Source organism: Streptomyces sp. NPDC056738 (assembly GCF_042790435.1).
In the GTDB taxonomy this organism is placed as follows: Bacteria; Actinomycetota; Actinomycetes; order Streptomycetales; family Streptomycetaceae; genus Streptomyces.
The window spans coordinates 87148-99795 of the sequence record NZ_JBHTZF010000012.1 but is presented as its reverse complement, the minus strand read 5'-3'; the positions used below and the strand labels follow the sequence as shown (position 1 = coordinate 99795).

Annotated in this window: 14 protein-coding genes; 11 read left to right on the top strand and 3 right to left on the bottom strand. The window is 68.7% G+C overall.

The window, feature by feature from the left end:
* The first annotated feature begins 82 nt into the window (after positions 1-82).
* From ACFRIC_RS28905 to ACFRIC_RS28855, 11 genes are all read left to right on the top strand, one after another.
* The gene (locus tag ACFRIC_RS28905; protein WP_382791538.1) at positions 83-316 is read left to right on the top strand and encodes a DNA-binding protein; all 234 of its coding nucleotides are present in this window, start codon (positions 83-85) and stop codon (positions 314-316) included.
* A complete protein-coding gene (locus ACFRIC_RS28900; RefSeq protein ID WP_382791535.1) occupies positions 313-570 on the top strand; it encodes a hypothetical protein in 258 nt (85 codons plus the stop codon). The genes ACFRIC_RS28905 and ACFRIC_RS28900 overlap by 4 nt, the downstream gene beginning before the upstream one ends.
* Positions 567-1433: a bifunctional DNA primase/polymerase gene (locus tag ACFRIC_RS28895; protein WP_382791532.1), complete on the top strand. Its 867-nt coding sequence runs from the start codon at positions 567-569 to the stop codon at positions 1431-1433. The genes ACFRIC_RS28900 and ACFRIC_RS28895 overlap by 4 nt, the downstream gene beginning before the upstream one ends.
* Positions 1430-2719, top strand: coding sequence for a DUF3631 domain-containing protein (locus ACFRIC_RS28890; protein ID WP_382791530.1), 1290 nt, complete (start codon positions 1430-1432; stop codon positions 2717-2719). The genes ACFRIC_RS28895 and ACFRIC_RS28890 overlap by 4 nt, the downstream gene beginning before the upstream one ends.
* A gap of 173 nt (positions 2720-2892) precedes the next feature.
* Entirely contained in the window at positions 2893-3126 is a 234-nt protein-coding gene (locus tag ACFRIC_RS28885) for a hypothetical protein (RefSeq protein ID WP_382791527.1), read from the top strand.
* A complete protein-coding gene (locus ACFRIC_RS28880; protein ID WP_382791524.1) occupies positions 3126-7193 on the top strand; it encodes a phage tail tape measure protein in 4068 nt (1355 codons plus the stop codon). Before ACFRIC_RS28885 ends, ACFRIC_RS28880 begins: the two co-directional genes overlap by 1 nt.
* Positions 7194-7207: 14 nt before the next feature.
* A complete protein-coding gene (locus ACFRIC_RS28875; RefSeq protein ID WP_382791521.1) occupies positions 7208-7621 on the top strand; it encodes a hypothetical protein in 414 nt (137 codons plus the stop codon).
* A 9-nt stretch (positions 7622-7630) separates the two neighbouring features.
* Positions 7631-7783, top strand: a complete 153-nt coding sequence (locus ACFRIC_RS28870; protein WP_382791518.1) for a hypothetical protein — start codon at positions 7631-7633, stop codon at positions 7781-7783.
* On the top strand, positions 7776-8561 hold the full coding sequence (locus ACFRIC_RS28865; RefSeq protein WP_382791516.1) for a hypothetical protein: 786 nt from the start codon (positions 7776-7778) through the stop codon (positions 8559-8561). Before ACFRIC_RS28870 ends, ACFRIC_RS28865 begins: the two co-directional genes overlap by 8 nt.
* Before the next feature lie 294 nt (positions 8562-8855).
* Positions 8856-9233 carry a hypothetical protein gene (locus ACFRIC_RS28860; RefSeq protein ID WP_382791513.1) on the top strand — a complete coding sequence of 126 codons (378 nt, stop codon included), beginning with the start codon at positions 8856-8858 and terminating at the stop codon, positions 9231-9233.
* Positions 9234-9523: 290 nt separating this feature from the next.
* A complete protein-coding gene (locus ACFRIC_RS28855) occupies positions 9524-9994 on the top strand; it encodes a hypothetical protein (protein ID WP_382791510.1) in 471 nt (156 codons plus the stop codon).
* A 173-nt stretch (positions 9995-10167) separates the two neighbouring features.
* Here the strand turns inward: ACFRIC_RS28855 and ACFRIC_RS28850 are convergent, their stop codons facing one another.
* The 3 genes from ACFRIC_RS28850 to ACFRIC_RS28840 form a co-directional block, all read right to left on the bottom strand.
* Positions 10168-12195 carry an ATP-binding protein gene (locus tag ACFRIC_RS28850; RefSeq protein WP_382791507.1) on the bottom strand — a complete coding sequence of 676 codons (2028 nt, stop codon included), beginning with the start codon at positions 12193-12195 and terminating at the stop codon, positions 10168-10170.
* Positions 12196-12275: 80 nt separating this feature from the next.
* Positions 12276-12449 (bottom strand): hypothetical protein, encoded by a 174-nt coding sequence (locus tag ACFRIC_RS28845; RefSeq protein WP_382791505.1) that lies wholly within the window; start codon positions 12447-12449, stop codon positions 12276-12278.
* 1 nt (position 12450) lies between these two features.
* Positions 12451-12648: a hypothetical protein gene (locus tag ACFRIC_RS28840; RefSeq protein ID WP_382791502.1), complete on the bottom strand. Its 198-nt coding sequence runs from the start codon at positions 12646-12648 to the stop codon at positions 12451-12453.

The following is a 12648-nucleotide window of genomic DNA, read 5'->3' as shown; positions in this document are numbered from 1 at the left end:
GATTGGGTTACCATCGCGTTCATACGGCGCAGCATAGATCCGATCGCTGCACGTAAGCAACAGTGCGATCTAAGGAGACGCAATGTCGAACACCGGGAGGGCCGTGGACGACGTTCTGGACCCCCAAGAGGTGTGCGAGCAGTACCGAAGGGTTTTCCGCAATCCGCAGGCGCTGGCAGACATGCGCTGGCGAGGGACCGGGCCCGCCTACATCAAGACCGCAGAGGGGCGTGCTGGCCGCGTCTTCTACCGGCGGAGCGCCATCGAGCGGTGGCTCGACGAGCGCACCGTGATGGGAGGTCAGCGCGCGGCATGACCCAGAACAGCAACGAACCCCGAGAGGCCCTAACTCCCGGGGTTCGTGAAAGCAACGCGGCGGTCGCTGAAGGCATCGTGCCACAGCTCATCGCCCGCCCGGTACCCGTCCAGACCTCCGGCCGGCTGGAGTTCGCAGCCCGCTGCCCCGAATGCCACGACTGGCATCGACACGTGAGCCTCGGCGAGAAGGACGCGCCCTGCGGCGCGCACTACGTCCTCGAGTTCAAGACCAAGCTCAAGGGGGCCGCATGAGCAATCACGAGAAGGCCCTCGACAACGCACAGCGGGCCGCAGCCCAGGGCTACGCCGTAGCGCCGACCACCATCAACAAGACACCCGCGATCCCGTCCCCGCACGACAAGGGACACAGCTGCAAGGGCGACTGCGGGCAGCCCGGTCACGGCGTGTACGACGCCACCACCAACGCGGCTGATGTACGTCGCCTGTTCGCTCTCGCCCCGAAAGCGGTCGGCTATCTGATCGCCTGCCGCGGGCGCCTGGTAGGTCTCGACATCGACCGAAAAAACGGCGTCGACGGCTATGCCACGCTCGCCAGACTCGGCCGTGAGCACGGGTTCGAGATCCCCCGGCTGACGACCACCGTGTTTACCCCGTCCGGCGGTGCACACCTGTGGATGACCGTTCCGGAGGGTGTCGTCGTACCGAACTCCGTCGGACGGCTCGGGGCTGGCCTCGACGTCCGAGGGACGGGCGGTTACATCGTCGGGCCCGGCTCCACCGGCCGCGCTGGCGAGTACGTCTTTCACCCGGATCTCGGGTACACCGAACCCCAGCCCGCACCGGATCAGCTGCTCCGCTTGATGCTGCCTCCGGCCCCCGTCGTCCGCCCCCAGCGTCGCCACAACCCCACGCCCGGGGACGCTGCGGGGCGGGCCCTCGAAGGACTCGTGAACGTCGTCCTCAACGCCCCCCAGGGCGAGCGGAACTCAAAGCTGTATTGGGCCGCCTCGAAGGCCTGGGCGCACGTAGAAGACGGGCATCTCGCGGCCGGGGACGTCGAGGCTGAACTGATCTCGGCGGCTGTCCAGATCGGCCTGTCCGACGGCGAGGCCCGCCGCACCGTCGCCTCCGCGGAGCGCGGGGTGAGGGCGTGACGGACTACGCGGACATGACGCCCGCAGAGATCTTGACCGAGCTCAAGGAGACGATGCAGGACTACGTCATCTTCCCGAGCGAGGAAGCGGCGATCGCCACCACGCTGTGGACCGCGGCCACTTACGGGCAGCAGGCGTGGCAGCACGCCCCGCGGCTCGTCATCACGGGTCCGACGAAGCGCTGCGGTAAGTCCCGGCTGATGGATGTGATCTATGAGGCGACCCACAGGCCCCTGATCACGGTCAACTCAACGGTGGCCGCCGTCTTCCGGAGCATCGGCGACGACCCGCCGACGCTCCTTGTCGACGAGGCGGACACCATCTTCGGATCGGCCAAGGTCGCTGAGAGCAATGAGGAGCTTCGCGGCCTGCTCAACGCCGGCCATCAGCGGAACCGGCCCACCCTGCGAGTCGTCGGTGTCGGCACCGAGCAGACGGTCAAGGAGTTCCCCACCTTCTGCATGGCTGGGATCGCCGGTATCGGGGACATGCCCGACACCATCATGGACCGGGCCGTCATCATCCAGATGCGCCGCCGGGCGCCGCACGAGCACGTGAAGCCCTTCCGTACACGGAGGGACGCTCCGAGGCTCAAGACGCTGGGCATGCAGCTGGCCGCCTGGCTTCGCGACATCACCGACGAGCTGTGTGGCATGGAGCCTGAGATGCCGCTCGAGGACCGGGCGGCTGATACCTGGGAGCCGCTCATCATCGTGGCGGACCTGGCAGGGGAAGCCTGGCCGAAGTTGGCTCGCGAGGCCGCTCTCAGGCTGCTCGGTGAACGCGACGAATCCGACGGGAGCGGCTCTCAGGAGTCCCGCATCCTCGTCGACTGCCGGAAGGCGTTTCGGGCGGCCGGCTGGCCCGCCGAGATGACGACCGAGGATCTGCTCGCCGCGCTGAATGCCGACAAGGAGGCGCCCTGGGCGGAGTACGGGCCGAACGGTCTCACTGCCCGGCGGCTCGGAATCATGTTGGAGAAGTACGGCGTGCGGTCGGGCAACATCCGTCCCGCGGACGGACCTCAGCGCAAAGGATTCCTGCGCCTCAAGTTCGAGGATCCGTGGTCTCGGTACTGCCCGCCGGAGAAGCCGGAACCCGTCCCGCGCGATGACTCGTCCCAACCGTCCCAACCGTCGCTTCCCAGGTCAGAGCGGGACGGGTCCGATCCCTGGGACGGGTTGAACCGTCCCAGCAAAACAACCGTCCCCGCGCTGACCAGCAGAAATGGGCTTGGGACGGTTGGGACGGGACCTGACGAGACCTTGACTGCGGAGGCGTCATGACCCGGGCCCGGCACCGGTGCGGCGCCTGCGACCGCCCCCTCACCGCCAAGCGCTCGCGGCCGTGCGTCCGCGACTGCGGCGCCCGCCTGTGCCGGGCCCCCCACCAACCCCCGTGCACCGACCTTCACGGAGGGCAGTGCCCCAACCTCCTACTCCCCGACGAGGAGACCCCCGTGACCGAACCACCCACCGCTCAGGACGTTCTCAACCTGGCTGCCGCCATTGACCAGTTCGCCGCCGACGCGGCGATCGAGGACGCCTTCCGTACCGAACCCCTCACCCCCCAGGAGCAGCTGAACGAGGTCCTCGTCCGCCAGGTCCACGAGTCCGGCGACCCCCACGAGATCCGTAAGGCCGACTTCCTCATGGACGCCTACAAGCTCCGCCGGGCCCGGGGTGATGCCTGATGGCTACCAGGACCGTGACGGTCCGCCTCCGCGCGGACATCAGCAGCTACACCCGCGGCATGCGAGCCGCCGCCCGCAGCACGTCCGACCTGGCAGGGAAGGGCGCCACCGTCGGCACCGCGATGGTCACCGCGTTCGCCGTGGCCGCCGCTTCCGCCGCCAAGTTCGACAAGGCCATGAGCCAGGTACGGGCCGCGACCGGCGCCAGCAGTACGGAACTCAACCGGCTCCGCGACGCCGCCCTCAAGGCCGGTGCGGCGACGAACTACTCCGCCAGCCAGGCCGCCGAAGCCGAAGCCGAACTCGCCCGCGCCGGCATCTCCACCGCCGACATCGTCGGCGGCGCCCTCAAGGGCTCCCTCGACCTGGCCGCGGCCGGGCAGCTCGACCTCGCCGAGGCCGCTGTCCTGTCGGCACAGGCCATGAACAGCTTCAACCTCAAGGGCAAGGACATGGAGCACATCGCCGACGTCATCGCGGCGGGTGCAGGTAAGTCGGCGACCAACGTGCACGACATGGGGATGGCGTTCCGGCAAGTCTCCGTCGTCGCCTCCCAGACGGGCCTGTCGCTGGAGGACACGGTCGGCACCCTCGCCGAGTTCGCCCAGGGCGGCCTCACCGGATCGGACGCCGGAACCAGCTTCAAGACGATGCTGCAGCGACTCGTGCCGCAGTCCCAAGAAGCCGCCGACATGATGAAGAAACTCGGACTGACCGTCTACGACAGCCAGGGCAACTTCATCGGCATGAAGGCCGCCGCCGGGCAGATGCGGGACGCGTTCTCCAAGCTCACCCCGGAGGCCCGCAACTCGGCTATGGCCACGATCTTCGGATCAGACGCCGTGCGCGCCGCGTCGATCATCTACCAGAACGGAGAAGGCGGCCTCCGTACCTGGATCAAGGGCGTCAACGACACCGCGTATGCCAGCCGCACCGCGGGGATCCAGACCGACAACCTCTCCGGCGACCTCGAACGGCTGCAGGGCGCCATCGAGGTAGCGCTCATCCAGTCCGGTTCCGGCGCCAACACCGCGCTGCGCGGAATGACCCAGTGGATCACCAAAGTCGTCAACGCGTACAACGACCTGCCCCCGGAACTCCAGAAGACCGTGACCGGACTGACCGGTGTCGGAGGGGCCGCCCTGCTCGTCGTCTCCGGCGTCCTCCTCATGCTGCCCAGGATCGCCGCCACGCGGACCGCGCTCGTCGGCATGGGCCTCACGGCTGCCCGAGCCCGCGCAGCCATGAGCGCCCTCGGCACGGTCGGCGCCGTCATCGCCGGCCTGGCCGCCGTCACCTACGCCGCGGGCCTGCTCAAGGACAAGCTGAGCGACGCTCCCGTCAGCACCAGCAAGCTGTCCGCCTCGCTCCTCGAACTCGGCACCACCGGAAAGAAGAGCGGCGAGCTGACGAAGCAGTTCGGCGGCGACCTCAACAAGCTGAACGACGCGGTCACGCAGATCGCCCACCCCTCCACCACCGACAAGCTGAACCACCTCACCGAGAGCTGGCACCAGTGGGAGCTGGCCAGCGACCACTCCCTGTTCGACGACAGCCAGAACATGAAGCTGTCGGACGCCAAGAACTACATCACGGCCATCGACGAAGCCCTCACCTCGCTCGTCCAGTCGGGCGCCACCGACGAGGCGAACGCCGCGTTCCTTGAGCTCGCCGGGTCCCTGGAGGGGACGTCGCCCGAGAAGTTCAAGAGCCTGCTGCACGGCTACACCGACGCGCTTGCCGACACGGACGTACAGGGCAAGCTCACCGCCGGCTCGCAGAAGGATCTCGGCAAGGAAGCCAAGACCACCGCCGAGGAGCTGAAGGCCCAGAAGTCCGCGGCGGAGCAGCTCTCGGACGCCCTGAACTCGCTGAACGGCAAGTCCATCGGTGCCGCCGAGGCGGAGATCGGCTTCCGCCAGAGCCTGGCCGACCTCAACACCGCGGTGAAGGAGAACGGGCACAGCCTCGACGTCACCGGCGACAAGGGCCGGAAGGTGAAGGGCGCGTTCCTGGAGGCAGCCAAGGCCGCCCAGCAGCACGCCGAGGCGGTCGCAGACCAGACCAACAACCAGGCAGCCGGCCAGAAAGCCCTGGAGACGGACATCGCCCTGCTGAAGAAGGACATGCTGGCGCGCGGCTTCTCCAAGGACGCGGTCGACAAGCTCGCCGCGGCCTACCTGAAGCTGCCCCCGAAGGTCACTACGACGATCGACGCGAAGACGCAGGGTGCGATCAACGACCTGTCGGCGGTCCAGGCGAAGGTGAAGTCCACCAAGGGCCGGACGTTCACCATGTCTGCCCTGACCAAGGAGGCGCGGGATCAGCTCGAATCCCTCGGGTTCAAGATCAAGAACACGAAGGGCAAGAAGGTCACCATCACGGTGCCGACCGGCGGGCAGAAGCGGGCAGTCGACGCCCTCGCCGCCGCCATCAGGGCGCTGCACGACAAGTCCGTCGCGGTGACTACGACCTTCTACACGAAGGGCTCCAAGAGCACGGTCGCGCCAGCGCACCGCGACTACGGTGCCCAGGCCAACGGCTCCATCCTGTCCTTCTACGCCAACGGCGGCATGCACGAGAACCACGTCGCCCAGATCGCGAAGAAGGGCTCCTGGAGGGTATGGGCTGAGGACGAGGCAGGAGACGAGGCCTACATCCCCCTCAACCCCTCCAAGCGGCCCCGCTCCCGGCAGATCGCAGCCGAGACGGTGAAGCGGCTGGGCGGCGCTGTTCAGTGGTTCGCTGGCGGTGGTATCCCGGGCTTCACGTACACGCCCACCGGGGCCGCGGTCCTGGGCGGGCCGTCCGACGCGAAGCAGCGGTATGACGGCGAGATTGAGGACCTCAAGAAGGCGTGGGACGAGCTCAACAAGGCGCTCAAGGAACAGAAGAAGGCCGCCGACAGCCTCCGGGCCGCCGAGAAGAATCTCAGCAAAGTGCGCCACGGCCACCACACTGCCGCCCAGCTGCGGTCGGCTGAGGAACGTGTCGACAAGGCGAAGGCGGCGAAGAAGAAGACCGACGCCACCGTCCGCAAGGACCGCGCGGCGGTCAACGCCGCGGACAAGGAGCTAGGTCTCAAGAAGGGCGCCAAGACGCCGAAGACTTTCAACCTGAAGGCCTACGAGACTCAGTTGGACGAGTCTGTCGCTGCGACCGAGAAGTGGCGTAAGAGCCTCGCCAAAGTCGGCCAACGTGGAGGCAAGGAACTCCAGGCCATGCTCGAAGGCATGGGCGAGGAGGGCTACGCCCTCGTCAATTCGCTGGCTGGCGCGAGCGACAAGCAGTTCAAGAGCATCACGGCCAAGCTGCAGAAGACCGGCGAGCTCGCGAAGGCGACCCTGGCCGACTTCACGAAGCAGCTGACCGGGTCGACGAAGGAGTCGGAGCAGTTCGCGAAGGACCTGCAGACCCTCGCAGCCAGCGGGTTCGGCGACCTTGCCCAGGCGCTCGCCGCCCAGGGTGACTCCAGCGCCATGGAGCTCGCCCACCAGGCCGCGGGGAACAAGACCCAGGCAGCCACCGCCAACGCGGCCGTCGGCAAAGCACAGAACGCCCTCACGGGCGAGGACCTGGCCAACAGCCTCGTACTCCTCACCACCCTCCGCGGCGGCCCCAACCGCGGCTACGCCGATCTCATCGCCGCCGGCCTCGACACCGCCACCATCAAAGCCCTCGTGCCGAAGATGACCGCGCAGATCGGCAGCCTGCCCGAGGCGAACAAGTCGACGTTCGTCCGCCAGTGGGTGCAGCAGGGCGGCAAGGCCATGGCGCGCGGCGGGATCCTCAACCGCCCGACGATGGTCCTCGGCGCCGAGGCCGGAGACGTCGAGTCGTGGATCCCGTGGAACGGCTCCCAGCGCTCCCGCGCCCTGCTCGCCAAGACCGCCGCGGGCATGGGCTACCAACTCGTCCCCGCGGGCCGCTACGGGAGCGGTGGGCCCTCCGCGGCGGCCGTCGCCCGGGAGATGACCCGCATCACCAACATCACCCTCAACGGAGCCAAGCAGACGAGCGCCGAGCAAGCCCGCGACATCGTCCGCCACATGAGCTTCGTCGGCTGAACAGGAGACCGACCATGCCCGAGATCTCGCCCTTCTCCAACATCACCGAGCAGGACGTGCCGCCCGTCCCAACCGCCGGAAACGACAACGACAGCGTCCTCACCCAAGCCCCCTACGCGTGCACCGTCACCGCCGTCCAGTACGTGCCGGTCGCCGCGATCACCGGCGCCAACACCAACAGCCGGACCCTCACCCTCGTCAACAAGGGCGCCGACGGCACCGGGACAACCACCGTCGCCACCCTCGCTCTCACCAGCGGCGTCAACCTGGCCGCCAACGACGAGAAGGCGATCACCCTGTCGGGCACGGCCGCCAACCTTGTGCTCGCCGCCGGCGACACCCTGCTGTGGCGGTCCACCCACGTTGGTACCGGCATCACCGACCCCGGCGGCCTGGTTCGCATCCAGGTCAACCGCAACTACAGCTGAGGAGACGCCGTGACCGACAAGCCCGAGAGCAACGGCCAGTTGATGAGCCGGCTTATCCGCGACGTACCGATCAAGCCGAAGGCGCAGGCCATGCTCGACCACCTCCGCCGCGACTGGACCAACCCCACCACCACGACCGACGAGGAGACCGACCGTGCCTGAGATCCCCTGCCTCAAGCTGTACGCCGGCCACGACGCCGGGCACTACACGCTCCCCGACGACGTCCTCAAGGCCCGCGACACGTACCGCGGGATCGAAGCCCTGCCCTACCCCCAGCCGCCCCGCAACAGCTGGGAGACCGTCAGCGACACGGCCGAAGCCATCGTCGACGCCGTCCACGCGGGCAAGCCCGTGCCCGACCTCGACGTCATCGAGAAGGCCCGAGCAGCAGAGCGCATCTACCAAGACGCTCTCGACATCATGGGCCAGTGCCAGGACATGGCGAAGGCACGCACGCTCGCCACGCTCCGGGAGCACGCCCTGCCCACCCTCACCGCCCACCTCCGGCCCGCCCTCGACGAGACGTGGAAGACGTACCAAGACGCGTACCGCACGCTCATCGAGCACGGCGAGACCGAACCCAAGCGGCTCCTCGCCGCACCTGCCAAGGTCCGCAAGGCGTCCGACACGTGCGACCTGATGGCCGCACGGTACGAAGCCATCGCCGCCGCACGCACCGACCTGTGGCTCAGCGTCCGCATCCGGTGCGAGGCCGACCCGACCGGCAAGTACACGTTCATCCGCAACTACCACACGCTGCACACCACGAGGTGGGCCAACGTGCGCACGCCATGGCACGGCCTCAGCACACGTCACTTCCTCGACTACATGGCAGCGCACAGCGGACAGCTGTGGCTGCCGACGCCCGACGAGCAGGCGAAGGCCGTCGAAGCCGAAGCCGACCTTGGCAACCCCGTGCGGCGAGCAGCCGGCTTCTGACCGGACCCCCAAGCCGGCGTCAAAGCCCCGTGCCGCTCCATGGTCCGGCCGGCGCCCGGGGCCATGGCCAGAGCAGGACGCCAGTCCCGCAACCCCCTGGCCAGCGCCACGGCAGCCCGCAGAGTCACCAACTTTGCGGGCTGCCAATACTCAGAGTGATCAAGGGTTCTTGATCACCCTGGGGGGATACCTTGATCAACTTTCTGACAGGGACCGCCGGGGAGGTGGCTCGGGTCCCGAGCATTGCTCAGTGATCGTTTTTTGGCCTTGATCAACACGGAGAGTGAGGTAGCCATGGGTGCAGTGAACGCCCCTGACGGGCTCGGCGAGGCCGGCTTGAGCCTGTGGCAGCAGGTGCTTGAAGGCTTCGACCCGGCCCCGGATGAACTGGCCCTGCTGGGCGAGGCGTGCCGCACGGTCGACGAGCTGGAGGCGATCGCCGCGGCGTTGGCGGCCGGGCCTGCTGTGGTGCAGGGGTCGACGGGGCAGCCGAAGGCGTCGCCGCTGTTCGCCGAGGCCCGTGCTCACCGTGTGGTGCTGGCGAAGCTGCTGGAGCAGCTGGCGTTCCCCAGCGAGGGCGAGGAGGCCGGCAGGACGCCGAACCAGCTGCGGGCCAGCAAGGCCGCTGAGGTCCGCTGGTCGCTGCACAGGGGGCGGAACGGTGCGGCGTAGGCGACAGGAGCCTCAGCGGGGCCCGGACGACGCTCCTGACTGGCTGTGGGAGTTCGACGGCCGGGAGTGGGGCTGGCACTCGAAGGACCCACGCGGCGCGGCGAGGGCGGGCCTGTCTTTGGACGGCCACCATGCGGCGCAGGTGAAGTGGAGGGAGGCGTGTCTGGCGTGGCTGGACGAGCGCGGCCTTGTCACTCGCGACCACCACCCGTGCACCTGGCAGGAGTTCAAGCGGATCGAGCGCGAGGAACCGCACCGGATCCTGCGCCGGCCGGAGGACACTGTGGGGCATGAGAGAACTACCTGAAGACGACCGGCCAAGCGGCGCGGGCCTGGTGCCTGACGATGACGAGGTGGCAGCTGCTGCGGATGCAGGCGACCTCAGCGACGTCCGTAACCCGATGTCGACTGCGTTCGCCTTCTACAACGCCGTGATGGCCGACGACGGCCCCGATTTGGGCGCGTTGAAGGTTCTGTGTACTCCCGAGTCGTGGGGCGCCTGGGGGGACTTCTCCGAGATCGTAGAGATGATCGGTGATCGCGGTCTTGCCACGCGCGCGAATGCCCCGAGCACCGGGGAGCCGGGCGTTCGGTACGCGAAGGTCGTGGCACTGCCTGATCCAAACCAGTCGATGCGTTCGGACGGCGACGTGATGATCAACGCGCAGATCATCACGATGCAGTGGAGGCCAGCTGACGGCTACTGGCGGGTGCACGGCTTCGGCGACTACCTACGCCCGGAAGATCTGCCGCCGGTCTGACCGCGCGGGGAGGGAAGCACGAAAGGGGAGCCCGGAGGCCCATATACGGGCTCCCGGGCTCCCCTGGTGGGTGCCTCCCCCGCCTCCCTCGGTAGCCGTTTGCGCAGGTCACCGTGAGGGAGGCAGGACAGGGAGGCGATGAGGGAGAACTCCCTCGACCCTGGTGGCTCCCTCTACGCGGCTTCGCGCCGGGCGAGGGCGTCGCGGACCTTCTGGCGGTCGACGACCATCACGCCGCTCTTGTGCGGTGCGGCGTCGAATCCCTCGAGGTACTCCTTCAGGGTGCTGTGGTTCCACTCCCGGTAGACCGGCTCGTTCAGCTGGTAGAGCCGGTGCAGAACCTCCGTGGTCGGTACCCGCGGCTCGAGGCCGAGGACGTGCGCGATGTCGGCGAGGTGGTCGACGTCGCGGACCGGTGCCAGCTGGCGGACCACGGCGCGGCCGTTGCGGGACTCCAGCGCGCGGGCGGCTACTTCCTTCGCCGGGTCGGTGTCGATGAAGTACGTCCGCACGGTGATGGACGGTTCGCCGGCCGGGATGTCGATGCCGTCGGAGGCGACGACGACCGTCCCCTTGTCCTTGCCCTGCCGCAGCAGGTGCGGGGCCGCGCCCGCTTCGACCGGGGCGTCGCCGAGCGCCATCTTCGCCTGCGACTCGGTACCGAGGACCAGGCTGGCCCGGGTGTGGGCGCCTTCACGGACCAGCTTGGGCAGGTTCTCGTCCGTCGGGTCCTGGGTGCCTTGCCACAGGGTGACGTTCACCGCTCGGCCCTGGTTGTGGATGCGCCTGCAGGCCATGAAGTACCGGGACGTGGACTTCTTCCCGCCGTAGGGCCGTCCGTCGACGCCCTTGAGCGGGTTCATGAACGCGACCTGCGCCTCGTCGACGATGACGACGAGCGGGTGGTGGTCACCGGTCGGGTCCTGCAGCCGGCGCTCCATCTCCTGCACGGCCGCCTCGACCATCTCCGTTACTGCCGCCGCGTGTTCGTCGGTCGGCCCGTAGATGTAGATCGAGGCGAGGTCTGCGAACATCCCCCAGTCACCGATGCCCTTGAGGTCGCCGATCCAGAACTCCACGGCCGGGTCGAAGGCCAGCCACAAGGCGACGGACCGCAGCGACGCGGTCTTGCCCTGATTCGACAGGCCAGTGATGAGCAGGTGCCGCTGGTAGACGCTCAGGCCCGTCTCGTCGCCGCGCAGCGACTGCCCCCACGGGGCCTTGCCGAGCTTGTAGTCGGCGCGTACATCCTGCCCGGTGACCAGCGGAGACAGGCCGATCGGCTCGTCGAGCGCCCCGGCGTCGGCGATCCATAGCCGTACCGTGCGGGCGCTCTCCGGGATGGAGATGAACACCTCGTGCTCGTGACGTCCCAGGTTCTCGGCCAGCTTGCGGCGCCGGTTCTGGATCTCCTCGGTGGACACCCCGGACGGCAGGGTGACGTCGACCTCGACGCCGCAGCCCGCCATGGTGATCGGCGACAGCAGGGCCGCGCCGGCGTCGCCCATCTCCTCGACAGCCTTCCGCAGCGCGGAGATGCCCAGGTCCCGGAACGCGACCACGACGACCGACGGTGTGATCACGACGTCGTCCCGCTGCGCCGCGGGCAGTGCCCACTGCGGGGCGGTGTGACGGCTGCGGCCCACAGCCCACGCTCCGGCGAGGGCGAGCCACGGGACGGAGTACAGCACCGGCTCCCAGATGATGCCTGCGATGAAGGCGGCCCAGCGGAGCACTTCGACGGCGCCTTCGAGCGGGGTGAGAACATCCCGAACATCACTGTTCGCCCAGGCCAGAAGGATGCCGACGAACAGGAGCAGGCCCGTGCCCGCGGCGACGGCGGAGCCGATGGCCTTCGGGAGCGCGACCATGGCTTGCAGGGTGTCCATCCGCCGGCGGTGGCGGGCCATGCGGAAGGCGTGCCCGCGCTGCTCCCACTCGGCGACCTTGTCCATCAGGCCGGCGGCTTCCGCTGCACGGATCATCCGCTCGTACCGGGCGGCGCTGCGGCCGTCCCAGGTGCGGCGGCCGAGGACCCGGGTGCCGCCGATCACGTAGGCGCCATGGCGGACGGCGATACGCCCCGCGGCCCGGATCCGCTCGTCGGCCAGCGCGGCCTTCGCGGCGGTACGGAACCGGGCCCGCCGCCGCTCCGTGTGCGTCGACGTCTCATCTGGCGTTTTGATCAGGGTCACTGACATGCTGGGCTTTCCTTCTCTCTCGGGAGGGACGGGCCCGGGGCGGCGACTGCTTGGTCGTGGTGCGCCGCCCCGGGGTTGAGCTACTTGCCGCGCTGGTTCTCGCGCTTCTGGGCGTCCTCGCGGATCTTGGCGACGCGGTTCTCCAGCCGCTTCACGGACTTGCCGCGGTTCTTGCGCCGGTCGATCCGGACGCCGAGCAGCAGCACCGCGGCCAGCTCGCGGGCGTTGTGCGGATCGTGCTTCGAGACGGGCATGTCAGTCCTCCAGGGCAGCGGCGATGTCGGCGTGAGCGCTTGCGATGTCGGCCCACAGGGAGCCGGCCGCCGAGAGGGGCACGGCCAGGGCGCGGGCGTCACCGCGGGCCGCCTGCTCGGCGTCCCGGGCGAGGGTGGCGGCGCGGGACACGGCCGCCTCCGCCATCGACAGGCGCTGCGCTCGGTTCAGGTCGGGCAT

Bases quoted from the DNA above. Each gene is read 5' to 3' on its own strand.
- ACFRIC_RS28905 (WP_382791538.1), top strand. From the start codon at position 83: ATGTCGAACACCGGGAGGGCCGTGGACGACGTTCTGGACCCCCAAGAG.
- ACFRIC_RS28900 (WP_382791535.1), top strand. From the start codon at position 313: ATGACCCAGAACAGCAACGAACCCCGAGAGGCCCTAACTCCCGGGGTT.
- ACFRIC_RS28895 (WP_382791532.1), top strand. From the start codon at position 567: ATGAGCAATCACGAGAAGGCCCTCGACAACGCACAGCGGGCCGCAGCC.
- ACFRIC_RS28880 (WP_382791524.1), top strand. From the start codon at position 3,126: ATGGCTACCAGGACCGTGACGGTCCGCCTCCGCGCGGACATCAGCAGC.
- ACFRIC_RS28875 (WP_382791521.1), top strand. From the start codon at position 7,208: ATGCCCGAGATCTCGCCCTTCTCCAACATCACCGAGCAGGACGTGCCG.
- ACFRIC_RS28860 (WP_382791513.1), top strand. From the start codon at position 8,856: ATGGGTGCAGTGAACGCCCCTGACGGGCTCGGCGAGGCCGGCTTGAGC.
- ACFRIC_RS28855 (WP_382791510.1), top strand. From the start codon at position 9,524: ATGAGAGAACTACCTGAAGACGACCGGCCAAGCGGCGCGGGCCTGGTG.
- ACFRIC_RS28850 (WP_382791507.1), bottom strand. From the start codon at position 12,195: ATGTCAGTGACCCTGATCAAAACGCCAGATGAGACGTCGACGCACACG.
- ACFRIC_RS28845 (WP_382791505.1), bottom strand. From the start codon at position 12,449: ATGCCCGTCTCGAAGCACGATCCGCACAACGCCCGCGAGCTGGCCGCG.
- ACFRIC_RS28840 (WP_382791502.1), bottom strand. From the start codon at position 12,648: ATGCCCGACCTGAACCGAGCGCAGCGCCTGTCGATGGCGGAGGCGGCC.